The sequence below is a fragment of the Allochromatium vinosum DSM 180 genome, assembly GCF_000025485.1.
GTDB classification, from domain to species: domain Bacteria; phylum Pseudomonadota; class Gammaproteobacteria; order Chromatiales; family Chromatiaceae; genus Thermochromatium; species Thermochromatium vinosum.
The window spans coordinates 1,336,982-1,361,500 of the sequence record NC_013851.1 but is presented as its reverse complement, the minus strand read 5'-3'; the positions used below and the strand labels follow the sequence as shown (position 1 = coordinate 1,361,500).

Annotated in this window: 17 protein-coding genes; 5 read left to right on the top strand and 12 right to left on the bottom strand. The window is 63.9% G+C overall.

The window, feature by feature from the left end:
- Positions 1–95: 95 nt before the first annotated feature.
- From ALVIN_RS05795 to ALVIN_RS05780, 4 genes are all read right to left on the bottom strand, one after another.
- Positions 96–5,030, bottom strand: coding sequence for a 2-oxoacid:acceptor oxidoreductase family protein (locus tag ALVIN_RS05795; protein WP_012970386.1), 4,935 nt, complete (start codon positions 5,028–5,030; stop codon positions 96–98).
- A 138-nt stretch (positions 5,031–5,168) separates the two neighbouring features.
- Positions 5,169–6,044 carry a (Fe-S)-binding protein gene (locus tag ALVIN_RS05790; protein ID WP_012970385.1) on the bottom strand — a complete coding sequence of 292 codons (876 nt, stop codon included), beginning with the start codon at positions 6,042–6,044 and terminating at the stop codon, positions 5,169–5,171.
- Between the two features lie 292 nt (positions 6,045–6,336).
- Positions 6,337–7,845, bottom strand: a complete 1,509-nt coding sequence (locus ALVIN_RS05785) for a sensor domain-containing diguanylate cyclase (RefSeq protein ID WP_012970384.1) — start codon at positions 7,843–7,845, stop codon at positions 6,337–6,339.
- 33 nt (positions 7,846–7,878) lie between these two features.
- Positions 7,879–10,962 (bottom strand): chemotaxis protein CheB, encoded by a 3,084-nt coding sequence (locus ALVIN_RS05780; protein ID WP_012970383.1) that lies wholly within the window; start codon positions 10,960–10,962, stop codon positions 7,879–7,881.
- Between the two features lie 149 nt (positions 10,963–11,111).
- Between ALVIN_RS05780 and ALVIN_RS18280 the strand changes: the two genes are divergently transcribed.
- From ALVIN_RS18280 to ALVIN_RS05760, 5 genes are all read left to right on the top strand, one after another.
- On the top strand, positions 11,112–11,333 hold the full coding sequence (locus ALVIN_RS18280; RefSeq protein WP_012970382.1) for a transglutaminase N-terminal domain-containing protein: 222 nt from the start codon (positions 11,112–11,114) through the stop codon (positions 11,331–11,333).
- Between the two features lie 277 nt (positions 11,334–11,610).
- A complete protein-coding gene (locus ALVIN_RS18205) occupies positions 11,611–11,970 on the top strand; it encodes a hypothetical protein (RefSeq protein WP_012970381.1) in 360 nt (119 codons plus the stop codon).
- Positions 11,971–12,146: 176 nt separating this feature from the next.
- Entirely contained in the window at positions 12,147–13,496 is a 1,350-nt protein-coding gene (locus tag ALVIN_RS05770; RefSeq protein WP_012970380.1) for a DUF2254 domain-containing protein, read from the top strand.
- Positions 13,497–13,602: 106 nt separating this feature from the next.
- A complete protein-coding gene (locus ALVIN_RS05765) occupies positions 13,603–13,917 on the top strand; it encodes a DUF1840 domain-containing protein (RefSeq protein WP_012970379.1) in 315 nt (104 codons plus the stop codon).
- A 244-nt stretch (positions 13,918–14,161) separates the two neighbouring features.
- Positions 14,162–14,815, top strand: coding sequence for a hypothetical protein (locus tag ALVIN_RS05760; protein WP_012970378.1), 654 nt, complete (start codon positions 14,162–14,164; stop codon positions 14,813–14,815).
- A 29-nt stretch (positions 14,816–14,844) separates the two neighbouring features.
- Here the strand turns inward: ALVIN_RS05760 and ALVIN_RS05755 are convergent, their stop codons facing one another.
- The 8 genes from ALVIN_RS05755 to ALVIN_RS05725 all read right to left on the bottom strand — a co-directional run bounded on the left by ALVIN_RS05755 (position 14,845) and on the right by ALVIN_RS05725 (position 24,459).
- The gene (locus ALVIN_RS05755) at positions 14,845–15,612 is read right to left on the bottom strand and encodes a hypothetical protein (RefSeq protein WP_223295272.1); all 768 of its coding nucleotides are present in this window, start codon (positions 15,610–15,612) and stop codon (positions 14,845–14,847) included.
- A gap of 361 nt (positions 15,613–15,973) precedes the next feature.
- Positions 15,974–16,684 (bottom strand): response regulator, encoded by a 711-nt coding sequence (locus ALVIN_RS05750; RefSeq protein WP_012970376.1) that lies wholly within the window; start codon positions 16,682–16,684, stop codon positions 15,974–15,976.
- Positions 16,681–19,356 (bottom strand): sensor histidine kinase, encoded by a 2,676-nt coding sequence (locus ALVIN_RS05745; protein ID WP_012970375.1) that lies wholly within the window; start codon positions 19,354–19,356, stop codon positions 16,681–16,683. Before ALVIN_RS05745 ends, ALVIN_RS05750 begins: the two co-directional genes overlap by 4 nt.
- Positions 19,353–19,979: a potassium-transporting ATPase subunit KdpC gene (gene kdpC / locus ALVIN_RS05740; protein ID WP_012970374.1), complete on the bottom strand. Its 627-nt coding sequence runs from the start codon at positions 19,977–19,979 to the stop codon at positions 19,353–19,355. The genes ALVIN_RS05745 and kdpC overlap by 4 nt, the downstream gene beginning before the upstream one ends.
- Before the next feature lie 9 nt (positions 19,980–19,988).
- A complete protein-coding gene (kdpB, locus tag ALVIN_RS05735) occupies positions 19,989–22,013 on the bottom strand; it encodes a potassium-transporting ATPase subunit KdpB (protein ID WP_012970373.1) in 2,025 nt (674 codons plus the stop codon).
- Positions 22,014–22,031: 18 nt separating this feature from the next.
- On the bottom strand, positions 22,032–23,741 hold the full coding sequence (gene kdpA / locus ALVIN_RS05730) for a potassium-transporting ATPase subunit KdpA (protein WP_012970372.1): 1,710 nt from the start codon (positions 23,739–23,741) through the stop codon (positions 22,032–22,034).
- Positions 23,742–23,820: 79 nt separating this feature from the next.
- Positions 23,821–23,919: a K(+)-transporting ATPase subunit F gene (kdpF, locus tag ALVIN_RS17005; RefSeq protein WP_012970371.1), complete on the bottom strand. Its 99-nt coding sequence runs from the start codon at positions 23,917–23,919 to the stop codon at positions 23,821–23,823.
- 123 nt (positions 23,920–24,042) lie between these two features.
- Positions 24,043–24,459, bottom strand: a complete 417-nt coding sequence (locus ALVIN_RS05725) for a phosphate-starvation-inducible protein PsiE (RefSeq protein ID WP_012970370.1) — start codon at positions 24,457–24,459, stop codon at positions 24,043–24,045.
- Between the last annotated feature and the right edge of the window lie 60 nt (positions 24,460–24,519).

The following is a 24,519-nucleotide window of genomic DNA, read 5'->3' as shown; positions in this document are numbered from 1 at the left end:
AAGAGAACACGGAGTCTCGCCGGCCCCGCGTAGGATGGGGTGAGCGTCGCGAACCGCATCGGTCGCAACCGATGCGGTTCGCTCCTCACTGTCTCCTACTGGTACTTCTCGGCGCGCTTGACGAGCTTGTCGACGCCCGCCTCGGCCGGGTTCCAGGGCATTCCCGGATGGATGCAGCCGGCGGCGCACTTCTCGGCCGCCTTGACGATGTCCTTGTAGGGTCCGCCCTTGGGATCGACGATCTCGATCTTCTTGTCACCGTTGTACTTGAAGATCTTGGGGTTGATGGTGACGCACTCGTCGCAGGCGGTGCACTCGGGGGTCTCGACCCACACCGGCTCCCAGCCTTCGGCGCTGCCGTTGCCCGAGCCGTTGGCGCCCGGATGCGCCGCGCCATTTCCGCCGTGACCCGCGCCGTTGGAGGGCGCCGCGCCGGCCAGACCGGACAGTCCGCCCTCGCCGACCGCCAGTGCCAGCAGGCTGCTGGTGAGCTTCTGGGCGATCTCGGCCTTGGCCTGCTGGCGTACCGACTCGACATCGACCTTGTTGAGCTCGCCGCAGAGTCCGCGCAACTGGGTCCAGTAGGCGCGCCGCTCCTCGCAGCTGTGGATCAGCTCCTGAGCGACCAGGACGCGCATCAGACGGTTCTTGCCGTCCACGCCCCAGACGTAGGGATGCAGCCCCTCGCGCTCGTCCTCGGCCAGATCCAGGAACTCGTGCACCGGGATCATGGTGTCGTTCCAGGTCTCGGGCGGCGCTTTGCGGAAGTGCTTGCGGAAGCGGCCCTCGATCATGGCGAAGTCGACGAAGGTGAAGGGCACTTCCATCTCGGCCGGGTTGCCCTTCTCGTCGGTGTACTTGAGCGTCCAGCTGATCCAGTCGCGGTCGATGTCCGGGTTGCCCTCGATCGAGCAGCACTCTTCCAGGCTGGTGCCGGCGTCCGGGTCGAAGCGGAACAGCGGATAGGCGCGCGACTCCACGGCCATGCGACCATGCTTGTTGGACATGTCGTCGCCGATACCGTGCTCGGGCTGGCACGAGGTGTAGATGTTGAACAGGGCCGGACGGCGCGCGTTCAGACCATCGATGTAGCCTTCCAGCAGGTGCGTCAGGTGCGAGGCCGAGCTGGAGAGCACAAAGGCCGAGCGATGCGCCATGCCGATCAGGCCCATCTCCTTGCGGATCTCGGTCTTGCCCTTCCACTGCTTGCCGTAGGGCGCCATGTCGGCGACCTGACCGACGAAGCCCGAGGTACAGGACTGACCGCCGGTGTTGGAATAGCTCTGCGTGTCGACCACCAGGATCTTGACCGGGGTGCCGGACATGAGCGCACGCGACAGGTTCTGGAAGCCGATGTCATACATGGCGCCGTCGCCGCCGACCGCGACCACCGGCGGACACAGCAGCCACTCTTCGTCGCTGAAGTCCTTCCAGCCGAAATAGCTCAGCTCACACGCGGGATCGTTCAGCTTGAACTTCCCATCCAGCTCCATGCGTGCCTGACGGATGGCCTTGAAGCCCTCGCCCATCTTGCGCATGTGACCTTCGAACAGACCCAGGGCCACCGAGGGCGAGTCCTGGAACAGGTTGTTCGACCAGGGGAAGGGATAGGGGTTGTAAGGGAAGGTCGCGCCCCAGACCGAGGTACAGCCGGTGGCGTTGACGAAGCCCATGTTGGCGCGCGGCTGCTTGTCGGTGTACTGCGCCTTGAGATGACGCAGCTTGGCCAGCAGTCCAGTGACCCACTTGAGCCAGTCGGGATCGACCGGCTGGGCGCCCTGGTGCACCAGTTCGGCCGAGAGACCGGACAGGGTCAGATCGGCGTCCTTGTGGCTGTCGAGCGCCTTGGCAATGGCCGCCGAGTTGGACAGATCCATGCCCGAAGCCAGCTTGAGCCGGATGTGGGTTTCCAGACGGTTGATCAGGTCGTCGATCTCAGCCAGGTGCTTCTTGACGCGCGACTGCATCAGCGCCGTGACCGTGGCGGTGAACAGATGGATCGCGGTCTTCTCGCCGCAGCCCATGCAGGAGCCGTCGCCCGAGACCATCGACTGGTAGTTGGTCTTGTCGAGCAGCAGGGTTTCGAGCGCGCCGACCTTGTCGTCGAGATCCTCGATGCGGATGAAGTCCGGATCGGTGGTCGGCAGGTCCAGCCACATGGCCCAGCGGTTCTGCATCTGCTGGATGCTCTCGGTGGTCTGCGGCTCAGCGACCAGGGCGCCGTCGTTACAGACCTCGATACACTCCATACAGCCCTTACAGGTGTAGGGGTTGACGGTGATGCTGAACAGACCGCCGCTGCCCTTCTGCTTCTTCTCGCGATTGGTCCAGTAGGGCTTGGTGATGGCGAACTGATAGTCGCCGAGCGCCTCCATCATCAGACCGAATTCCTTCTCGGCGACGGCCTTCTGCTCCGGCTCGCCGCTGAAGGCGGCCAGGGTTTCGAGCACAGCCTGATCCATGAGCGTGCGCATGTCGGCCGTCTCACCGGCGGTCTCGACCAGCTCGCGCAGACGCTTCTCGACGTTGCGGGTCTCGCGGCGCAGATACTGGGTCGGCATCCCGCGCTCGACGCGATTGATCGCGGTGGCGAAGACATCGGACACCTTGTTGACCAGACCCGGAATGGCGCTGTCCGGACAGATCGAGAAGCAGTTGCCGCAGGCGGTACAGTTCTCGGGCAGGAACTTCGGATACTCGAAGCGGATCTGGGTCATGTCGCGATAGACGCCGGTGGAGGCCGGCATCAGCGACAGGGCCATGTGCGGATCGGTCAGGTTGTCGCTGCCGCGGCCGCTGGCATAGAAGGCGCCGGTCTGATCCCAGAAGCGATGCACGTCGGAGATACGGCCGTCGCCCTCGGGCAGGGCCTTGAGCATGATCGGCAGGCTCGGTGCCTTGCGGGTCAGGAGCTGACCGGCGACCAGCGGCTTGTCGGTGATCTCGACGATCTCGTCGAAACCACGGCGCACGATGCGCAGGTTGTCCTGCACCACGCGCTCGCCCTTGGCACCGAACTTGGAGCGCAACTGCTCCTCGATGGCGTTGAACAGACCGGTTTCATTGAGTCCCGAACGCTCCATCAGCGGCGAGGCGGCGAAGAAGGCGCCCTGGAAGGCGTTGCCCTGCATGCGGAATTGCAGCTCGGCGTTGGAGGCCTCTTCACGCGCGATCCTGAAGCCGTCGATGTAATAGACGCGGATCTCGTTGTCGACGATGAACTTGCGCGCCGCCGGCGGGAAGCTGGCCCACACCTGCTCGGCGTTCTCCAGACTCGACTGGATGACGAAGCGTCCGCCGCGATGCAGACCCGCGAGCGGGTTGGAGTGGGTGAAGACGTTCGGGTCCGGGCTCAGGACCACGTCGACATAGGTGTATTCGCAGTTCAGGCGAATCGGCTCGGGCGCGGCCGACAGGAAGTAGGTGGTCGGCTGCCCCTTCTTCTCCGAGCCGTACTTGGGATTGGCGCGGATGTCGTAACCCAGCAGATCATAGAGGGTCATCGCCAGGTTCTTGCCGGTGGTCACGGCGCCCCAGCCGCCGACCGAGTGCATGCGCACCGTCACCGCGCCCTTGGGCAGCAGGTTCGGGTTCTCGCTGCCGCGCAGGGCCAGCTCGCCGATGCGCGGATAGGCGTCCTTCAACTGCTGGATGCGGATCTCGTCCTTGGGATCGGCCGCTTCGCGCATGAAGTCGATCGAGAGATAGAAGAACTTGCGACCGGCACCGCCCGGAATCATGTTCTCGACGGCGGCGATCAGTCCTTCCGGCTGGAGGTCGCGCGAACCCAGACCATAGCAGCCCGAGTAGAGGCGCGGCATGTCGCCGGCCTTGTAGGTCGGATAGGGCGCATAGGGGATCTCCTCGCCCTTGCCGGCCAGACCGTTCTCCATGCACTTGGCCAGGGCCGCGCGCACTTCGCACATGATCGGCAGATCCTCGGCCAGCGGCTGGTCGGTGCGCTCCAGGATCGCCACGCCCTTCTTGCCCTGCAACATCCGGCCGATCAGCTCGCCGGGGAAGGGACGGAACATGGTCAGATTGATGACGCCGATCTTGAGCTTGCGGGTCTCGCGCAGATAGTCGGCCACCGCCTCGGCCTGGACGACCATGCTGCCCTGACCGACGATCACGTACTCGGCGTCCTCGCAGCGATAGCCGCAAGCGCGCGCATAGCGACGCCCGGTCAGCTCGTAGTACTCAGCCATCACCTGATCGGCGATTGGCCCGATGTGATCGAAGAAATAGGGACGCTGTGCGGCGACCGCCTGCATGTAGGCGTCCTGGTTCTGCACCGTGCCCGAGCTGACCGGGTTGTCGACGTCCCAGACCAGGGGCACGCGGCGACGGGTCGGGCCATAGACCAGACGCTGGGCCGGGGTCGGGCACTCGATGATGTCGTCGGGACGGCCGCAGAACTCCTCGACCAGCGCGCGTTCGGGCACATTGAGCGGCTCGATCAGATGCGTGGTCAGGAAGCCGTCCTGACCGACGGCGGCCGGCGTCAGGGTCAGCTCGGCGATCTTGCGCGCGATCAGGTTCAGGTCGGCCGCTTCCTGGGCGTTCTTGCCGAAGACCTGGAAGAAGCCGGTGTCGTCGATACAGTGATAGTCGTCGTGGGCGCAGTGGACGTTGAGACTGGCCTTGGTGATGGCGCGCGAGCCGATGTTGAGCACATAGGGCAGGCGCTTGCCGACCGCCGTATAGAGCGATTCGTGCATGAAGGCCACGCCCTGCGCCGACGAGAAATTGGTGGCGCGCAGTCCCGTCATCGACATGCCGGCGGTCACGGCCGCCGCCGCGTGCTCGGACTCCGGCTCGACGAAGATCAGCGGATTGCCCGAGATATTCAGATGCCCATTGGCCACTTCCTCGGCCCAGTACTCGCCCATCTGGGTGGAAGGCGTGATCGGATAGGCACCGGCGGCATCCGAGGCCTCGCGCTCGCACATGATGACGGCACTGTTGCCGTCCATCGCCATACGGGTGCCAGGGTACTTGAACTGCTTTTCGTCTTTCTTACCGAACATGGGCCTTCTCTGTGTTGATTCTCTAAGGGGAGCCGTCGGACGCAGGTCGGCGGCTCACAACCGATTCGATGTCGAGTCGCCCGACCGCGACCGCTCTGACGGCGGTTTACGGGCGGGCCATCGCCACCTCGCGCAGCCTCAGACGGCCGGCAAGGCGCCCTTTGTCCCCTTGCGCAGCACCTTGCGCGCGTCACGTCCCTTGACGACGGTTCCATCGGCCTCCAGCCAGACGATGGCGCCGGTCGGGCAGCGCTCGATCGCGACCTTGGAGGCCAGTGCATTGTTGGAATAATCGATCACCGCGAGGTTGTCCTGGAGCTGGATCAAACCCTCGGGTGAGTCCTGGACGCAGCGCCCGCACGCGGTGCAGGCGACTTCGCAGTGATGCTCGGCCTGATCGCCGAACTCCAGGTTCTTGCAGGCGACCCACAGCCGGTGACTGACCGGATGCAGCTCGAACAGATCCTTGGGGCAGACGGTGACGCACTCGCCGCAGGCGGTGCATTTGTCTTCGATGACGACCGGGATGCCCTGGCGGTTCATATAAATAGCATCGAAGTCGCACACCGTCTCACAGTCTCCGAACCCCAGACAGCCCCAGGTGCAGCCACGCCCACCGCCCGAAACCAGTGCGGCGGCGCGGCAGGACGGCAGTCCGCTGTAGTTGGCGCGCAGATAGGCGACATTGCCGCCGCCGTCGCAGGCCAGACGCGCCACCCAGCGCTCGCGCGCACTCAGCTCGACGCCCAGGAAGTCGGCGATGATCTGGTTCATCGACTTGGCGTTGACGGTACAGCGTGCCGGGTCGATCTCGCCCTTGACCAGCTTTTCGGCGAAGGGCCGACAGCCGGCCTCGCCACAGGCGCCGCAGTTGGCTTTGGGCAGCAGATCCTCGACCTGGTCGATGCGGGGATCTTCGAATACATAGAGCCGTTTGTTGGCGATGACCAACATCAGGGCGAGCAGCAGGCCGAGCGTGGCCATGAAGCCCACGGCGGTTAGGATGGTTGCCATAGACAGCTAAATCCGGCAGAGACAGTCAGGGGAGCGCGACGCCGAGGATGATGACGGCGCTTACCAACTCGGAATTCGGATGTCTGGAGGTCTGAGCCGTACTCGTTGGAGGAAGGGCACGCAGAGACCGCCAGCGTGAAGCGGGGGAAAGTTTACGGAATTATGATCTATTAAAATTACAAATTATGTAAATCGTGAGTATTGAAACCTGATCGAACATTATCGATCCACTTTTTCAGCACACATTGTGGCGTTTCGATGCGCTTTGGCTGATGACTGTGTCGACCGGGCGTCATGGCTTGACTGAATCGCCAGCGAACCAATAGCCGCCTGGGTTCGAGCGTTTGGCCTGGTAGAGCGCCAGATCGGCCTGTTGCAGCAGGGTCTGGATACTGTCGCCATCGCGCGGAAAAAGACTGACGCCCAGACTGGAGACGCACTCCAGCTCCAGTCCATCCAACCTGTAGGCCGGTGTCAGGATGTCGATGGCATGACGGGCCATGCGCCGGGCCTGTTCGATATCCCGCACATTGGCCAGCACCACGACGAATTCATCCCCGCCGAGCCGGGCGACCAGATCCTCGGCACGGAAGGCTGTGCGTAGCCGCTGCGCGACAGCCCGTAGCAGTTGATCGCCGACGGCATGGCCGTACTGGTCATTGACCGACTTGAAGCCGTCCAGATCGAAAAACAGCACCGCCAGTAGGGTGCCTGCGCGGCGGGTGCCGGCCAGCATGTGCTGGGCGAGCTGGTCGAGCAGGGCGCGCGTCGGCAGGCCGGTCAGCGGGTCGTGCTGGGCCAGCCGGATGGCCTGCTCCTCGGATTCCTTGCGGCGGGTGACGTCCTGATCGACCAGCAGCACGCGCTCCAGGGTACCCTGGGTGTCGCGGATCGGCATCAGGCGGGTCAGGAACCAGTCATAGTGCCCATCCCCACGCCGCAACCGATACTGGATCTCGCAGGCGTCGGTTGGATGGGCGACGAATTCGGCCAGTCGCGCCAGGATTCGTACACGATCCTCGATGTGCAGCCAATCCGACCAGTCGACGAGACAGGTCGGGCGGATGTCCTGCGCCTCGCGGGGCGGCCAGTGCCAGTCGGGCGGAAACAGGACGTGATCTGTGCGCGGCTCCCACTCCCAGCAGCTCACATCAGCGATCTCGGTCACTCGGCGCAGACGCTCCTGGCTGTCGCGCAGCGCCTGCTCGACGCGCTTGCGCGCCGTGATGTCGACCAGGATGACGCGACAGGAGCCAGCCGGCGGCGGCTGAGACTCGGGCACCAGACAGACCTCCAGCGACACCCAGCACGCCGGCCGGGGCTGCTCGCGTCGCAGACGCAGCTCGTAGGACTGGGGCTTGCGCGTGGACCTGAGCCGGCGTTGTGCCTGGTAATGCGTGTCCTGGTCGTCTGGATGGATGAAACGGGTCAGTCGCTGCTGCGTCAAGAGACGGCGCTCGACCCCGAGCAGAGTAGCCGCCGCGAGATTGGCCTCCTGGATCACACCTGTTTCGCTCAGCGTGAGATAGCCGGCAGGCGCGAGTTCGTAGAGATCGAAGTAGCGCGCGTGCAGGAGCTCTAGCTCGTCCTGTGTGCGGTGCAGTTCCTCGTTCTGCAATTCCAGCTCGATCTGATGCACGCGCAGCTCATGGATCAACCGCTCGGCCGCCTCGGGTGTCAGGCGCGCGCGGGGTTCATACAGCCGCGTTCGCAAACGTTCCTCGGCGCGTTCACGCAATCCCGTATCCAGTGCGGCGGACCCTTCGCTCGGGCCGGTTCCATCATTCGGCAGTTCGCTCATGTCGCTCCCCTGTGACCTGGACTCCGATGTGTTTCAAGCGCTTGCCGTATTCGCTTCGACGTGATATGCCCCGAGATCCTCAATGGCCAGCAGGATCAGACCGCCACGATCGTCGCCCGGATCGATCCGGCGGGCGTTGAGCCGCATGGTGCGCACCCCGCTGCCGGTAAAGTCATGGCTGACTTCGTAGTCTTCGAAGGAGGCGCCGGTCGACTGGATCTCGAGCAGGAGCCGGCGCAGTGCCGGAATGTCCCATTGACCATCGCCCAGCTCGAACAGCGGCTGATTCAATATTTCGGACGGACTGACCTGGAAACAGCAGTAGAAGGCCCGGTTGGCCGATACCACCCGCCAGGCCTCGCTCAGCACCAGCAGGGGCTCGCGCACCGTATCCACGATCGCCTCGGCCATGGCTCGTGCCGAACGCAGCGCGTCTTCCATGTGTTTACGACCGGAGATATCGACAAAGGTGATCACCGCACCCTCGATGACGTTCTCCAGGGTGCGATAGGGGCCGATGCGCATCAGATACCAGTCGCCCTGTTGCGTTTGCACCTCTTGCTCGCGCGGAACCAGGGTCTTGAGCACGGCCAGCGTGTCCTCCACGAGATCAGTATAGTTGACCAGGTTGGAAACGATGTCCCCCACCGAGCGCCCGATGTCGGTCTGGATGAGCTTGATGAGATGGGTGGCCGTGGGCGTAAAACGGGTGATGCGCAGGTGATGGTCGACGAAGAGCGTGGCCACGCCGGTGCCGGCGAGCAGATTGTTCATGTCGTTGTTGGCACGCGAGAGATCGACGACCTTGTTCTGTAGCTCGACATTGACGGTCGCCAGTTCCTCGTTGACCGATTGCAGCTCTTCTTTCGAGGTCTCCAGTTCCTCGTTGGTCGATTGCAGCTCTTCATTGACCGACTGCATCTCCTCGTTGGTCGATTTCAGCTCTTCGTTAGCGGTTTCCATTTCCTCCAGCGTGGTCTGGAGATATTCCTCCTTGGCACGCAGTTCCAGTTCCAGATCGGCGATGCGCCGATCGCGCTCTGACTCAGGCTGGGGCTCCTCTCCCTCGCTGAGATGTTCCGACGCGGCCAGGGAGCGCGGGGATTCGAACACCACCAGATAGAGGCTCGTCGACTGATGGTTGTCGGACGGATCCGGCCGCAACGGACGCACGGTCAGATCGACGCGAACGCCGTCACCCTGGGTGTCGACCCGGATGTCCGGAACCTGGACCACTTCCTTGCGCGCCACACTCCGGTGCAGGGCGGCGGCGAGCGGGCGGGCAAGACCGTCGCGGGCCATGCTCAGGATATTGGTGGCCGTGTCACCCGAAGGCAGCTCCAGCAGTTGACCGGTCCGGCCCAGGATATGGAGGATGTCGCCACGGCTGTTGACGAGAATGGCCACCGGGCTGTAGTGCGTCAACAAAGCCTGTTCGGTCAGCACGCGCAGATCGACCTTGGTCGTGCGCCGCTCACGCGGCGTGGGTGACGGCGCCGGATGGCTGACATGGACGTTCGCGCTCAGGAACTCGCTCATGGCCGGCGCCGGCACCCCGAACACATGCTCGCGCCGCAGAAAGAGCTTGCACTTGCGGTTGAGCGGACTGAAGAGGCTGAACGAGTCGCCGACGGTCTCCGAGTTGCCCAGAAAGAGCACACCCTCCGGATTGAGTGCGTAGTGAAAGATCGGCATCAGGCGCTTTTGCAGCTCGCCATTGAAATAGATCAGCAGATTGCGGCAACTGATCAGATCCAGACGCGAGAAGGGCGGATCCTTGATCACATCCTGTTCGGAGAAGATCAGCAGATCGCGGATGCCTTTCTGAATGCGGTAGCCGTCGCCGTCGGGATCGCGCGAAAAATAGCGTGCCAGACGTTCTTCCGAAACATCGGCGGCGATGCTGGCCGGATAGCGTCCGACCCGTGCCCGCTCGATGGCGCGCGCATCGACATCGGTGGCGAACACCTGGACGCGGAAACTCTGTTTCAGGGTCTCGAGGTGCTCTTGCAACAGGATGGCGATGGAGTAGGCCTCTTCCCCGGTCGAACAGCCGCAGACCCAGACCCGCACCTGGGCGCCGGACGGTTTGCCGGCGAACAGACGCGGAACGACGTCGCGCTCCAGCACCTCGAAGGACTCCGGGTCGCGGAAGAAACTGGTGACACCGATCAGCAGGTCGCGGAAGAGCTCATCGAGTTCGCCGGGGCTTTGCTGCAGATACCGGACATAATCGCCCTGGTGGTCGATCTGGTGCAGCGCCATGCGCCGTTCGGTGCGGCGGATCAGGGTGCTCTGCTTGTACTGAGAGAAGTCATGGCCGGTGCGGTCGCGCAGCAGGATGCAGATCTTGCTCAGAGCATCCTCGGGCCGGCCGGTCGCGTTGCTCAGTCTCTTCCCCTTGCCGAAAGCATGGGCGACATAGGCCATGAGCTGGGCCGGCATCTCGGCGGGCGGCAGTACGAAATCGGTCAGCCCGGTGGCGATGACGCTGCGCGGCATGGCGTCGTAGGCCGCTGTCTGGGGCGACTGGGCCATGACCAGTCCGCCCTCGCCCTTGATGGCGCGCGCGCCCAGGGTGCCGTCGCTGCCGGAGCCCGAGAGCAGGACACCGATCGCCCGTTCGTGCTGATCGAGCGCCAGCGAACGGAAGAAGAAGTCGATCGACAGCCGCCGTCCCTGGGCCACCGTGGGTTCCAACAGACGCAGCGTGCCCTGGAACAGCGCCATGTCGAGACTGGGCGGGATGATATAGATACAGTCCGGCTCGACCTGCATGCCATCCTCGACCTCCTGCACCCGCATGCCGGTATAGCGTTTGACCAGTTCGGTCAGCAGACTCTTGTGGTCGGGCGCCAGATGCTGCACCAGCACGAAGGCCATGCCGGTGTTCAGATCGGGCGGGATGGCCGAAAAGAACGCCTCGAAGGCGGCGAGTCCGCCGGCCGAGGCGCCGAGACCGACGATCGGAAAGAGCGGCGGGTGCAACGGGACGCCGGACTCGGAAGCCGGATCGGCGCAACGATCCGGGACATCGCCCGGGCCGGCCGGCATTTCGGGTCGATTGGGTGACAGGCCAGTGTCCATCGCGGCGGCGTCCGGTATGTTGTTTTTCATCAGATTCGCTCTGTCCTAATCAAGTCTCGCCTCCTGTTCGGCGTCACTGTGCCGGGTGTTCGGTCTCGTCTTGCGGCGACGGAAAACAGGGCGCCGGAAGAACTGCGGCCCAGTGCACGCTGACCACAATAGAACTTGCAAGGTGGATCATGCAACGCTATCGCATCCTGCATCGGACCTGCTACAGCTTCAGCGCACCGGCACGGCTCAGGCCACACGTCCTGCACCTTCGGCTGCGTGAAGATCATGAGTTGCGCATTGAGTCATCGACCCTGACCATCGAACCGCCCGCCGCTCTGTCTGGGACCGAAGGGGGCAATGCTCAGCGTCGGGGTGTGGGTGTCCAGCCTCTAATCGACAGGCTGCGATAGGGGTGCTGCAATGACTCAGGAGACAAGACGCCCAACCATCAGGAGCAATGCCTTCCACTGGATCACCCGATGGTGAAATCCGTCGAAGCTCGCGCCACACCGCTCAAGGAGCTGATCCGCAAGGCCGCTGACCGGCCATTCTGTGCGGCAGCGTACCGACAGCCATCGCCACTGAGCCTATAAGGGCCGTATCACAATGATTGCGGTTGACTGCCGATGAGCCAGTTGCCCCGTTGTGAAGACACGCTTCGAAACAAAACCCGGATGGAGTTTCACCATGAAACGCATGAATCTTCGCACGACGCTGCACGCGGCCCATCTTATTCTCATAGGAACGTTGGCGACCGTCAGCGCTTTTGCCCAACCGCCGCAAGGCGGGTACGGACCGGGCTATGGAATGGATCCCGGCCTGATGGGCGGCTATGGGCCGGGATACGGTCAGCGTCCGGGCTATGGAATCGGACATCCCGGCCTGATGGGCGGTTACGGGCCGGGATACGGTCAGGTTCCGGGCTATGGAATGGGGCATCCCGGCCTGATGGGTGGCTACGGGCCGGGATACGGTCAGGCTCCAGGCTACGGCATGGATCCCGGCCTGATGGGCGGCTCCGGTCCAGGGTACGATCGGACCAGATAACCCCTCGACTCCAGTGCATTGGCTGCCCGTCTGGGCCAAAGCATGAACTGCCGGCGCACTCCATTAGTCAATCGCGGCCGCGCCACGCAGGCGCGGGCGCCCAAACCAGCGACCGCCCCATGAGACACCCATAGGCAGACGCACGAACCCGGCGCCTTACGGAAGGATCTCCGAGCATGATCACGAAACTCCAGCATGGGTGGCAAGCGATGCGGTCGAGCTTCTGGTTCGTTCCGGCACTGCTGGTGGTGGATGCCGTGGTGCTGGCCATCCTTCTGATCACCCTGGACATGAACGTCGATCTGCATCTGGCGGCGCGCTGGCCGCTGCTCTTCGGCGCGGGCGCGGCCGGCGCCCGCGGTCTGCTCACGACCGTCGCCGGGTCGATGATCACAGTGGCCGGACTGGTGTTCTCGATCACCCTCGTGGCGCTCTCGCTGACCTCCAGCCAGTACAGCTCGCGTGTCATTCGCACCTTCATGCGCGACCGCATCAACCAATGGGTGCTCGGTGTCTTCCTCGGGATCTTCGCCTACTGCCTGGTGGTTCTGCGGACGATTCGTGGCGGTGACGAAGAGGCCTTCGTCCCAGCGCTGGCGGTATGGGCCGGACTGATGCTCGCCTTCGTCGGGATCGCGGTGCTGATCCACTTCATCCATCACATTGCGACCTCCATCCAGGCGTCGAGCATCGTGTCCACGGCCGCGCTGGAGACCCTCGCCGCCGTGGATCACCTGTTTCCCGAGGCATCGGGAGAGACTGAACGTGAGAACACCGGCGGCGACCTGGCGAGCGCGCTCGCCGGGCAGCCCTGGTCGGCCGTCCCGGCCAGTAAGACCGGCTATATCGAGAGCCTCGACGCCGATGCGCTGCGGGATCTGGCCCGGAGCCTGAAGACCCTGCTGCGCATGGAGCGCGGCGTTGGGGAGTTCGTCGTCGCGGGCACGCCCCTAATCTCACTGATCGATCCGGGTGATCTGGACGCGTCGACGACGGTCCGGCTGAACGCGGTCTATGTGATCGGTCGCCAGCGCACGGTGGAGCAGGATGTCGCCTTCGGCATTCGCCAGATCGTCGACGTCGCCATGAAGGCTCTGTCGCCCGGCATCAACGACACCACGACCGCCGTGATGTGCGTGGACTATCTGGCGGCGATCCTGACGCGACTGGCGGCGCGCCGGATCGCGACTCCCCATTGGCTGGATCAGGGGGCGTTGCGCGTGATCATCCGTGGCCCGAGCTTCGAGAGCCTGCTGGGCGTGGCCTTCGACCAGATCCGGCAGAACGCCGAAGGCAATGTCGCCATCCTGTTGCGGCTGCTCGGCGCGCTGCACACCATCGCCGGCGCGACCCCAAGCCCCAACAGACGCCGGGCCATCGGACAAACAGTCGACGCGATCGCCGAGGCGGCCGAGCGCCGCATTGCGTCCCCGTCTGACCGCGACCGGCTAGCGAACCGCTTGATACAGGTGCGCCAGGCCCTGATCGCGGAACCGGTGTCGCTCGTCCAAACCAGCCGCAACTGAATCAGGATACTGTTCGATGTCATCGCCGGTTTCGAGGCATTGGCCTGACCGCCACCTTTGGCGCTACGTCGGTGACGTATTCATCAAGACAGGAGTTGAAGCGACCATGTTGATCACATTCGAAACCAAAGCCTACGCCAGCATCACGATGTTTGGCGATGTCGCCACCGCCCTGCTCAAGCTGATGGGGCATAGCGGAAACGTGCCCGGTGCCCTCATGGCCGACGACGTGCCGGCTGCACTGGATCGTCTGAAGGCAGCGGTTCAGACGCAACCGGACGACCCACTGGATCTGACCCGCAGATCGGCAAGTGATGACGAGGACGGCCCGCACGTCAGCCTCGCCCATCGGGCATTGCCGCTGATCGAGCTGCTGACGGCGGCGGCTGCCGAACACGAAAACGTGATGTGGGATGTTTGACTGGATCGCGGCGGCTCCCGAGAGCTGATCCGTGGATATAAGGCTGTGCTTTAACGGTGTTACAACCCTATCGCCGAGCATCTGCGGAGGTGAGACATTGGAAAGAGGCGACATAGCGCGACCGGAAACCGGCTACCCGCGTCGGACGCGCGTTCGTAACAGGAGCCTCGATCGACCTGTGATCGGCACGGCACTCAGCCTGTGTTGTGTTCTATTGACTGCCGGATGCGGCCCGCGTCTGGCCATGCAGCTGGACGATGCCGCTCATCGGCCCAACCCGATGCTCAATGCAAACCATACGCAAGAGGCCGAGATTCCGTTCGTGACGGACGCAAAAACGGCCATGCCATTGCACACCTGGCAGGCCGACTTCGGGTCGGAGAGCGCATCGCGCAGGACACGGGAGACGGCGGATTGGGTTGTCGCTTCAAGAGACCATCGCAACATGCCGTTCGCGATTGTCGATAAGGTCAACGCGAAGGTCTATGTCTTCAGCGTGGACGGACAACTCAAGGGCGCGGCCCCCGTGCTGCTGGGTATGGGGAAAGGTGATGACGTCGCCCCCGGCATCAGTGACATGCCGATGTCGCGTATCCCTCCCGCCGATCGTACAACCCCGGCGGGTCGTTTCCTGACGGCCATGGGCCGCAATTCCTATGGCAAGGAAATACTCTGGCTGGACTACAAAAACGCCATCTCCATGCATCCGATCATTACCAGCCTGCCCAAACAGCGCCGACCGCAACGCCTGGCCAGCCCAACGCCGCTCGATAACCGTATTTCCTATGGCTGCATCAATGTGCCGCCGGAATTCTTCACGGACGTGATACATCGCCTTTTCTCCGGGACGGCCGGTGTCGTTTATGTCATGCCGGAAGCCAGGCGGGCCGGATCCTGATCATCCTTGAATGATGCGAGTCACACAACTTAAGGCGGCGGCGTATCACAGAGCGCGTCGATCGAGCGCGGGCTGACATTGAGCCGTTCGAAGGGCGGCTCCCAAGCCTTCTTCATGTCGCTCCAGCTCGACAGGGGCATGACCATCGGCAGATGGCCGTTCGGACGGAACCAGGAGTCGACGCTCCAGGGCTGTCCGGTTTCAGTATCGAGGATGACGGCTGTCCAGTGGACCGCTGTGATATCGAACAGACGGCGCACCGTGGGCGATGAGACCGTCCAACCGGCCAACTCCCGGATATCCCGGAGAATATGCAGATAGGTCGTGGTATTGCTGGCATTGTCGATGCAATCCATCCGCCCCTCGACTTCCGCCTCGGAGTCGTTGATGGCCAGGTCGTTGGCCAGCAACGGCTGATAGGTTTGTGCCAGCAATTCCATCTGCCAGATGCCGATACGCACACGCTGCAATCGGTTGTGAAGACTCGCGCCCGGACACAGCGCCAGATATCTTTTCAGGCGCGCCATGTCCTTGGACGTAAAGGTCATGGTCTGTCTACGTGCGCATGACCAGTTGAAGCAGATCCGCAGCGTGACGGCCCCCCGCAGGTCGAGCGCGTACTCTGGTGGAAGTGGCCGCGAAACCGATCCCTGAGCGTCATCGAGCATCGGCTGCATCAAGGCTGTACCCGCCGAACCTGTGTGGCTGATGAGTATGGCGAAGAAGCCGATCACAGCGAACCGGAAACGAACAAAGGCCACAATTAATGGATCAATTACGATCCGGTTTTGGCTCATACATCGGCGTCATCGGGGCTTGCGGGGCGGCAACGTATGGTGCCGGCTCATGCTTCGAGGCGGTGCTGCAGGCCGTGAGCAGCAACACTGAGGTCATGGCGATAAGAAGAAGAGCGTTTGTAGAGATAGTGTTCATCTGTCGTTACCTGATTCAGCATTTTTTTGGGAGTTCACGCCACTGAGCCGACGATGGAGATGTCGATGCCCGGCTGTCAGGATCGTCTTCACGGCACCGTTTGTCTGTACGGTGACGCACATTGTCGTGGCGCTCGGTGGAGGCTCCGTCCGCCACGCTGGATCAGGGGAGCAAGCCGGTTCTTATCGGCACCGACGATGGCGCTTGGTCTTTCTCCGGCGCCCTTCAATCGCCTCGGCCATCGAGAAAGCGATAACCCACGCCGGGTTCCGTGCGCAGATAGCGCGGTTCATCGGTGTCTTCGCGGAGCTTCTGGCGAATGCGACCGATGAAGTTGCGCAAATAGTGGGTGTCGCCGGCATGCGTTGGTCCCCAGATTTCGCGCAGTAGCTGGGTCTGGGTGATCACCTGGCCGGGGTTGGAGACCAGCATCTTGAAAATGGCGAATTCCTTGCGCGTGAGATGCACCTCTTCGCCCATCACGGACACAATACGCTTGATCAGATCGATATGGAGATAGCCATCATCGTAAATTCCGGCATCCGGCCGCTCAGTCGCCCGAGGCAGGCGCAATAGCGCACGCACACGCGCCAGGAACTCCTGAATGCCGAACGGCTTGGTCACATAGTCGTTGGCACCCGCGTCCAACACGGCGACCTTTTCGCTCTCCGATGACCGAACAGACAGGATCATGACCGGCACGGTCGACCAGTGACGCAGTTCATTCAGCACGGATTTTCCATCGGCATCGGGCAGACCCAGGTCGAGCACGATCAAGTCCGGCGTCTGGGTCGCCGCAAGTTCGAGTCCCTTGCCGGCCGTCTCCGCCTCGATGACCTGATACCCCTGGCTCCTGAGACTGATGCGCAGGAATCGCCGGATCTGTTCCTCATCGTCGATGATGAGGAGGCGTGCGGAGGCGTTGCCTTCAGTCATGCGCGTTCCTCGTTATCGTCGTCGGGAGGCTCGATCAGCGGTAGGTGGGTGGCGATGGTGGTCCCACGGCCGCCCGGCCCCGGCAGCGCCTCGATGCGCCCACCATGAGCGCCGATCATGCCGCTGCAGATGGCCAGTCCCAACCCGCTGCCATGCTTGCCGCGATCGCCTTCGCCGCCGGTGAAGAACATGTTGAACACCTTTTCACGGTGATCGGCCGGAATGCCCGGTCCCTCATCGGCGACCGTGATCAGCAGTTCACCGTCGTCGCGCATCGCTGCGACCCGCACTTCGCTGCCTTCGGGCGAAAATTTTGCCGCGTTTTCGATGACATTGACCAGCGCCTGCTCGATCAATGCAGGGTGAACATAGAGCAACGGCAGGCCCGGCTCGATGTGTCTGATCAGCCGACAGTGGTGCAGTAACTCGCGGGTACGTCGCAGTGCCGAGTTGAGGATGTCGTCGATGCCGATCCAGTCCCGCTCCAGTTTCAAGGTGCCGTGCCCGAGCCGGGTCATATCGAGCAGATTCTGGATGTAGCGGTTGAGTCGCTCGCCTTCACTGATCACGGAGTCGAGCAGCTCGCGTCTGTCGTCCGTGGACAGGGCCTCGTCCAAAGAACGCAAGCTGCTGGCCGCGCCGATCATCGAAGCCAGCGGGGTGCGCAAATCATGGGACACCGATGACAGGAGCGCCGAACGCAAGCGCTCGGTCTCTTCGGCGACCTTGGCCTGCTCCAGAGTGGTGGTCAGGCGGGTACGGGCCATGGCCATGGTCACCTGCGTGATCAGCGCGTCGATGGCGGCGAGCTGTTCACTCTGGAAGCCCGGATTTGGTCGGTATACGCCGAGCACACCAAAGCACTCCTGCTCGATCGCCAGCGGCAGAAAGCGCCAATCGATGGCCGAGAGGGTTTGGGTTTGAAAACCGCTGGGTTGCCGATGATCATAGGCCCATTGTGCCGCCGACCAGGCTTTGTCATTCAGCACCACCTCGTCCTGCGAGGCGGCTGCCTGTGCCAGCCGACCGCTGTCACCTGGTGCGAGCAGGACGACCGGGACGTGCAGATGCTCGGCGATCGCCGTGGTGGACTCGCGATGGATGGTCGGGAGATCGACGGCGGTCGCCAGCCGGCGGCTCAAGGACAGTAGCCGCTGGGTCTGTTCGTTGGTACCGCGCAGCGCGAGCACCTGGTGGCGCAGACGCCCGGCCAACTGGCCGCCGATCAGGCCCATGATCAGAAAAAAGCCGACGGTCGCCAGCTCGTGCGTCCGATGCATGGCCAAGGTGAAACGCGGTTCCGTGAAAAAGAAGTTGTAAGCGGCGGCGCTCAGGACGGCGGCGATCAGGGCCGGGCGGATGGCCGTTCGCACCGCGACCAGCAACACGGCGGTCAGGAAGACCAGCGAGAGGTTGGGCAAGGGAACCAGAGGCTCGATGACCGCCGCGATGCCGGTCGCCGCCGCCACCACGGCCAGCGTCAAGACATAGTCACGCATCGGTTCGAGTCGCCGGAACCAGTGCCGGCGCCGACGCACGCGGGCGACCCGTGAGGAAACGAACGTAATCTCGAAGTCTTCGCCGCAACGCAGCAGACGTTGACTCAAGGACTGGCTGAAAAATCCCGCCAGGGGCCGGTGCCGGCTACGCCCCACCACCAGCGTAGTGGCATTTTGTTCGCGCGCGAAGGCCAGTAACTCCTCCACGGGATCATGGCCGCGCAGGGTCAGGGTTTCGCCCCCCAGGCGTGCGGCCAGATCGAAGGTGCGCTCGACACCGGCCTGCTGTTCGGGGCCGGTGTCGCCGCGATCGACGAACACCGCGCTCCATGGCGCCCGACGACGCTCGGCGAGACGCCGGCCGAGACGCACCAGTTCCTCACCGTTACCGATGCCGTCGATGGCGACGACGATGCGCGCCCGTACCGGCCACGGACCCGTGACTCCCTGGCTGCGCATGACCTCACGCACATCCCGGTCGATGCGCTCGGCTACGGTCTGTAAGGCCAGTTCGCGCAGTGCCGCCAGATTCGTCGGACTGAAGAAACCATCGAGGGCCGCGCGGGCCTGCTCGGGGATGTAGACCTTGCCCTGCTTGAGCCGCTCGATCAGCTCGCGGGGCGTCAGATCCACCAGCACGACGTCGCGCGCCTCACTGAGCACGGTGTCCGGAACCGTCTCCCGCATGCGCACGCCGGTGATGCGCGCGACCACATCGTTCAGACTCTCCAGGTGCTGGATATTGACCGTGGTCCAGACATCGATGCCGTGTTCCAGCAATTCCTCGATATCCTGGTAACGACGCAGGTGGCGGGTACCCGGAATGTTGCGATGAGCCAGTTCGTCGATCAGCACCACGGCCGGCGCACGTTTGAGAATGGCATCCAGGTTCAGCTCACGGAACTGGGCCCCGCGATAGGCCATCTGCATCAGCGGAATGGACTCCAGCCCCTCGCACAGTGCCTCGGTTTCCTGCCGTCCGTGGCTCTCGATGATCCCGATGATGATATCGGCGCCCTCGCGCCGTGCCTCGCGCGCCGCCTCCAGCATCTTGTAGGTCTTGCCGACGCCGGGGGAGGCACCCAGGAAGATCTTGAGCGCCCCGTGTCGCTCGCGCTCGATGGCCGATAGCAGGGCCTGCGGATCTGGCCGGTCGTCCGCTGTCGCGTTCATGGCGTTAGGCCGGCCTCTGGGCCGAGGGCGTCGAGTGCCAGATTCAACTGGAGCACATTGACGCGCGGCTGTCCCAGAACGCCCAGCACCGGGCGCTCCACCCGCGCCGCCACCAGGGCCGCGACCTCTGAACGCGGCCGTCCGCGTGCGGCGGCGACCCGGTCGATCTGGATCTCGGCGGCGGCCGGACTGATGTGCGGATCGATGCCCGACCCGGACGCGGCGACGAGATCGACGGGGATCGCCGTCGGTGCTACGCCGTTGGCGGCGGAAACGGCGCTTGAGCTGACCGAGGCCCGTTCGCGCAGCGTCGGATTGCTCGGTGCCAGATTGGAGCCGGACACGGCGAATGGATCGTACCCGGCGACCGAGGGGCGGCCGTGAAAATACCCTGGCGCACTGAACGGCTGCCCCACCAGCGCCGAGCCGATCATCTGGCCGTCGCGTTCGATGAGACTGCCGGTCGACTGAACATGGAACAGGGCGGCACCGATCGCCACGGTAAAGAGCGGGTACAGACCTCCACACAGGACCATCAGCACCAAGGCGCCGCGTAGCGCCTGGAGCCAGTGTGCGACAGGCGTTGCGGGGGATGTCCGGGCAACGGATTGGGTGTGATTCATGACGACCTCCTACATCACCAAGCCAAGACCAAGATCGATGAGCTTGATCGCCGGGAACGGCAGCACCAGTCCGCCCAAACCGTAGATCAAGAGGTTGCGGCGCAACAGCGCGTCGGCACTGACCGGTCGGAGGCGCACCCCGCGCAGGGCGAAGGGGATCAGCGCCGGGATCACCAGGGCATTGAAGATCACCGCCGCCAGCACCGCCGTGGCCGGGCTGTTGAGCTGCATGATGTCGAGCGCCTGCATGGCCGGTACGCTGGCGACGAAAATGGCCGGGAGGATGGCGAAGTATTTGGCCACGTCGTTGGCCAGTGAGAAGGTCGTCAGCGCACCGCGTGTGACCAGCAACTGCTTGCCGATCTCCACCACCTCCAGCAGCTTGGTCGGGTCGGAATCCAGGTCGACCATGTTGCCCGCCTCCTTGGCGGCCTGGGTGCCGGAGTTCATCGCCAGCCCCAGATCCGCCTGGGCCAGGGCGGGCGCGTCGTTGGTGCCGTCGCCCATCATGGCCACCAGGCGTCCCTGGGCCTGTTCGCGCCGGATGTACTCCAGCTTATCCTCCGGCGTGGCCTCGGCGATGTAGTCCGCCACGCCGGCCTCGGCGGCGATGGCGGCGGCGGTCAGCGGATTGTCGCCGGTGATCAGCACCGTGCGGATGCCCATGGCGTGCAGGCGCTGGAAGCGTTCCTTGATGCCGGTCTTGATGATGTCGGACAGGGGTACGACGCCGAGCACCCGATCGTCCTGCGCGACCACCAGCGGCGTCGCGCCGCCACGCGCCACACGTTCCACCAGCGCAGTGGTCTCATCCGGGTAGGAGCCGCCATTCTCGGTGACGAAGCGGCGTATGGCATCCGGTGCGCCCTTGCGGATACGACGGCCGTCGGGCTGGTCGATGCCGGAGAGGCGGGTCTTGGCGGAAAATGCCAGGACGCGCGCCTTGGGGTCGGCCTCGGCCGTCGCCCCACGGCTCTTCGCCAGCGCAACGATGGATTTGCCCTCAGGCGTGGGATCCGCCAGTGACGAAAGCATAGCGGCCTCGCGCAGCTGCTCAGGAGCGATCCTGGCCAAGGGCAGAAAGTCGCTGGCCTGGCGGTCGCCGTGAGTGATGGTGCCGGTCTTGTCCAGCAGCAGGGTGTCGATGTTGCCGGCCACCTCCACCGCCTTGCCCGACTTGGCCACCAGATTGGCCCGCATGGCGCGATCCATGCCGGCGATACCGATGGCCGGCAGCAGCCCGCCGATGGTGGTGGGGATCAGGCAGACCAGGAGCGCGACCAGTACAGGTACCGAGACTTCGGCGCCGACAAAGGCGGCGAAGGGCACCAGGGTCGCCACCACGATCAGGAACACCATGGTCAACGCGGACAGCAGCACGGTGAGTGCGATCTCGTTGGGCGTCTTCTGCCGCTTGGCGCTCTCCACCAGCGCGATCATGCGATCCAGCAGCGACTGGCCAGACTCCACCGTCACCTCGACCAGGAGGCTGTCGGTCAGCAGCTTGGTGCCGGCGCTGACGCCGCTGTTGTCGGTGCCGGCCTCGCGCAGTACCGGCGCCGATTCGCCGGTGACCGCCGACTCGTTGATGCTGGCGGCACCCTCGATGATCTCGCCGTCGGCGGGAATCAGCTCGCCCGCCAGGACGCGCACCCGGTCGCCGCGACGCAGGGCGGTGGCGGGCACCGACTCTTCATCGTCCCCCCGAACGCGCCGGGCCACGAGCTGTTTCCGTGTGGAGCGCAGGCTCTCGGCCTGCGCCCGGCCCTGCGCCTCCGCCAGTGCCTCGGCGGCGTTGGCAAAGAGCAGGGTGAACAGCAGCGTCAGAGTGATGGCGAGATCGAAGCCCCAGGGGCGACCAGCGATGATATCGGTGCCGGTCAGCCACAGGGTCACCAGGGTACCGACCCCGACCACGAACATCACCGGGTTGTGCGCGAGCCGGCGCGGGTGGAGCCGCCGCAGCGACTCACCCGCCAAGCGGACCAGAGTTTGGGCATCCAGTAACTTCAATGCGTTGCGCTGACGTTTCATGATTCATTCTCCAAGGCATCAGTTCGCCAGTGACAGGAACTCGGCGACCGGGCCGAGGGCCAGAACCGGGAAGAAGCTGAGCAACGCGAACATCAGGATCACGCCCAGGGTCAGCACGGCGAAGGTGGGCGTTTCCACGGCCAGGCTGCCCAAGGTCATGGGCGCAACGCGCTTGCCCGCCAGGTGGGCGGCCAGCGCCAGCGGTGCGAGGATCGGAATGAAGCGGCCCAGGATCAGCGCCACGGCACAACTGAGGTTCCACCAGACCGTATCGTCACCCAGCCCCTCGAAGCCGGATCCGTTGTTGGCGAAGGCGGAGGTGTACTCATAGAGCACCTGACTCAGACCATGGAAGCCGGGGTTGGAGTTCTGCGCCAGACCCGGAATCGCCACCGCCGTAGCGGTCAGGCCGAGAATGAGCAACGGCTGAATCAGCAGCGCGATGCAGATCAGTTTGATCTCCCTGGCCTCCAGCGCGCGACCGTAGACTTCCGGTGAGCGGCCCACCATCAGGCTGCCGAGAAACACCGCGAGCAGCAGGAACAGCAGGAAGTTGATCAGCCCCACGCCGACCCCGCCGAAGGTGGCGTTGATGAACATATCCATCAGCGTCGCGGCGCCGCCCAGCGGGTTGAAGGAGTCATGCATCCCGTTCACCGAGCCGTTGGAGGTCTGGGTGGTGAAGCTGCCCCAGAGCGCCGTGGCCGTGGCGCCGAAGCGCACCTCCTTGCCTTCCAGATTCGGGCCATCGGCCGCGAGGCCGGCAAAGGCGGCGTTGGGTTGGTTCTCCGACCAGATATTGATGCCCGTCAGGAGCGCCGACAGGGACAGCATCACACCCATCACCAGGATCGCCAATCGCCGCCGACCGGTCAGATAACCGGCCATGAACACCAGGGCCATCGGGATCAGTACGATGGCGATGGTCTCGACGAAGTTGGACACCGGCGTCGGGTTCTCCAGCGGCACGGAACTGTTGGGGCCGTACCAGCCGCCGCCGTTGGTGCCCAGCTGTTTGATCGCGACCATGGGCGCTACCGGGCCGACCGGGATACGCTGCTCGACAAGTCCGGCACTGCTATCGAGCGGGGTGACGGTCCGCGCGCCCATGAAGGTGTTGGGCACACCCTGCCAGGCGAGCAGCAGCGCGGTGATGAAGGCCACCGGCAGCATCACCCGGACAATGGCGCGGACCAGATCGGCGTGGAAGTTTCCGACCGATACGGCGCCTTCCGGGGTCGATGCGGTTGTATCGCGCTGCGTGAACGCCGTGCGCAGGATAGCGACCAGAGCCGCGATACCGGCCGCCGGTGTGATCACCTGCATACTGACGATGGCGACCAGATGCGCGAAATAGGACAGTTGCGCCTGACCCGAGTAGTGCTGCTGGTTGGTATTGGTGATGAACGACGCCGTGGTATGCAACGCCAGATCCCAAGACATTCCCTCGACGCCATCCGGGTTCGCCGGCAGCCACCCCTGCTGCACCAGGATCACGAGCGCGATCAACGCGATGATCAGGTGCAGCTTGAGTAGCGCCTTGCCGTATGCTTTCCAGCTCATCGGGGCAAGGGGATCGACGCCGATGGCACGGTAGATCACCCACTCGACAGGTCCGAATACCTGATCAAGCGCGGTCGGTGTCGCCGAATAGATCGCCGCCAGGTAGCGCCCCAACGGCCAGGCCAGCAGCAATGCAGCGGCGTAGATGAGCAGCACTTCATTCATAGGTGATGCTCCCATTCAATGAACAGGAAACAGAGGCCGAACAGGGCAAGAAGGATGAGAGCGCTGACGATGCTCATGGCTAGAACCGCTCGGGCCGCAACAGGGCGACCGACAGATACACCAGCAACGCCAGCACGATGACGAGCAGGATGGAGTACACGATGACCTCACTCAGCATTGTTGACCAAGGCTGGACAGGTTAGCGAGCGCGGGCGTAACAGGGCTAGGCGCTGAGCGGAGACAGGCGTAACAAAGGCATATTATTTTTGTGGCCTTCGGCCACCGTCGACGCTTGGGTCGACTATTTTTCGCGAGGATTTTGGTAGGGAAAGCGGACATGCCCGTAGCGGATGAGCAGGATCGCCCCCGCGAGAACCAATATGGCCGTCGAGGTGGCGACGCTGAGCCAGCCCGAAGGGGCATCCGTGTCGAGGATCAGATGCCGTGCGAGCGCCACCATGGCGATATAGAGTGGCACACGAACCGGCAGGGCACCGTACTCAAGATAGAGGGCCACCATACTCAGCACCTCCAGGTAGATGAAGAGCAGAAGCAGATCGGCCAGGGTCACGGTATGCCCGGCGACCATGCCAGCAATTTCCAACGCACCGGCCAGTACGGTCGCCACGGCGATGACGCCGAGTCCAACCAGTTCGATACCGGCCAGGATCCGGGCTATCCAGGTGGAAACACCCGGGGGATAGGTCTGAGTCGTCATCGGCCTCTCCGATTGCAAGCGTTGGATGATCCGAACTGCGGCAGCGATCTCCCGATCGGC

What these genes read in the sequence shown, in the direction of transcription:
- kdpA (WP_012970372.1), bottom strand. Translation starts at nt 23,741, where the DNA reads ATGAATGAAGTGCTGCTCATCTACGCCGCTGCATTGCTGCTGGCCTGG.
- ALVIN_RS05725 (WP_012970370.1), bottom strand. Translation starts at nt 24,459, where the DNA reads ATGACGACTCAGACCTATCCCCCGGGTGTTTCCACCTGGATAGCCCGG.
- ALVIN_RS05765 (WP_012970379.1), top strand. Translation starts at nt 13,603, where the DNA reads ATGTTGATCACATTCGAAACCAAAGCCTACGCCAGCATCACGATGTTT.
- kdpC (WP_012970374.1), bottom strand. Translation starts at nt 19,979, where the DNA reads ATGAATCACACCCAATCCGTTGCCCGGACATCCCCCGCAACGCCTGTC.
- ALVIN_RS05755 (WP_223295272.1), bottom strand. Translation starts at nt 15,612, where the DNA reads ATGAGCCAAAACCGGATCGTAATTGATCCATTAATTGTGGCCTTTGTT.
- ALVIN_RS05750 (WP_012970376.1), bottom strand. Translation starts at nt 16,684, where the DNA reads ATGACTGAAGGCAACGCCTCCGCACGCCTCCTCATCATCGACGATGAG.
- ALVIN_RS05795 (WP_012970386.1), bottom strand. Translation starts at nt 5,030, where the DNA reads ATGTTCGGTAAGAAAGACGAAAAGCAGTTCAAGTACCCTGGCACCCGT.
- ALVIN_RS05790 (WP_012970385.1), bottom strand. Translation starts at nt 6,044, where the DNA reads ATGGCAACCATCCTAACCGCCGTGGGCTTCATGGCCACGCTCGGCCTG.
- ALVIN_RS05745 (WP_012970375.1), bottom strand. Translation starts at nt 19,356, where the DNA reads ATGAACGCGACAGCGGACGACCGGCCAGATCCGCAGGCCCTGCTATCG.
- ALVIN_RS18205 (WP_012970381.1), top strand. Translation starts at nt 11,611, where the DNA reads ATGAAACGCATGAATCTTCGCACGACGCTGCACGCGGCCCATCTTATT.
- ALVIN_RS05780 (WP_012970383.1), bottom strand. Translation starts at nt 10,962, where the DNA reads ATGAAAAACAACATACCGGACGCCGCCGCGATGGACACTGGCCTGTCA.
- ALVIN_RS18280 (WP_012970382.1), top strand. Translation starts at nt 11,112, where the DNA reads ATGCAACGCTATCGCATCCTGCATCGGACCTGCTACAGCTTCAGCGCA.
- ALVIN_RS05785 (WP_012970384.1), bottom strand. Translation starts at nt 7,845, where the DNA reads ATGAGCGAACTGCCGAATGATGGAACCGGCCCGAGCGAAGGGTCCGCC.
- ALVIN_RS05770 (WP_012970380.1), top strand. Translation starts at nt 12,147, where the DNA reads ATGATCACGAAACTCCAGCATGGGTGGCAAGCGATGCGGTCGAGCTTC.
- kdpB (WP_012970373.1), bottom strand. Translation starts at nt 22,013, where the DNA reads ATGAAACGTCAGCGCAACGCATTGAAGTTACTGGATGCCCAAACTCTG.
- ALVIN_RS05760 (WP_012970378.1), top strand. Translation starts at nt 14,162, where the DNA reads ATGCAGCTGGACGATGCCGCTCATCGGCCCAACCCGATGCTCAATGCA.
- kdpF (WP_012970371.1), bottom strand. Translation starts at nt 23,919, where the DNA reads ATGCTGAGTGAGGTCATCGTGTACTCCATCCTGCTCGTCATCGTGCTG.